This is a genomic window from Kosakonia sp. N21, from assembly GCF_050587465.1.
GTDB lineage: Bacteria > Pseudomonadota > Gammaproteobacteria > Enterobacterales > Enterobacteriaceae.
In genome coordinates this window covers 1-858 of the sequence record NZ_JBOBHR010000034.1, presented here as the reverse complement: position 1 = coordinate 858, position 858 = coordinate 1, and the positions used below count along the sequence as shown (strand labels likewise).

General features: G+C 62.5%; 1 protein-coding gene. It reads right to left on the bottom strand.

All coding sequences use genetic code 11. The features are described 5' to 3' along the window. On the bottom strand, window positions 1–858 hold an 858-nt coding region (locus ACQ3G7_RS24715), incomplete at both ends, for a transketolase-like TK C-terminal-containing protein (RefSeq protein ID WP_430893019.1).

Below are 858 nucleotides of genomic sequence, written 5' to 3'. Positions count from 1 at the left end.
ACCACGGAACGCCGCATCCTGTTTGTCGAACGCGTCGGTGGACGGCATGGAGGACGGCATGGAAACCACGCGCGCCTTCACGCCTTCAGCGGTCAGTTTTTCCCACGCCGACACCGCCAGCTCCACTTCAGAGCCGGTGGCAATCAGGATCAGCTGCGGCTGACCGGCGCAATCCTTCAGCACGTACGCACCGCGGGCGATATCCGCCAGCTGTTGCGCCGTACGCTCCTGCTGCGCCAGGTTCTGACGGGAGAGGATCAGCGCCGTCGGGCCGTCGGCACGTTCCACACCGTATTTCCACGCCACCGCGGATTCCACCTGGTCACACGGACGCCAGGTGCTGACGTTCGGGGTCAGGCGCAGGGAAGCCACCTGCTCCACCGGCTGGTGTGTCGGGCCGTCTTCGCCCAGACCGATGGAGTCGTGGGTGTAGACCAGCACCTGACGCTGTTTCATCAGCGCCGCCATACGCACCGCGTTACGGGCATATTCGACGAACATCAGGAAGGTGGAGGTGTACGGCAGGAAACCGCCGTGCAGGGTGATGCCGTTGGCAATCGCGGTCATACCGAACTCGCGCACACCGTAATGGATGTAGTTGCCGGCAGTGTCTTCGTTGATGGCTTTCGAACCGGACCACAGGGTCAGGTTGCTTGGCGCCAGGTCAGCGGAGCCGCCAAGGAATTCAGGAAGCCATGGACCAAAAGCTTCGATGGCATTCTGCGACGCTTTACGGCTGGCGATTTTCGCCGGATTGGCCTGCAGTTTCTCCACAAAAGCCTGCGCTTTGGCGTCGAAGTCAGACGGCAGCTCGCCTTTCATACGGCGGGTGAACTCAGCCGCTTCCTGCGGGAAGGC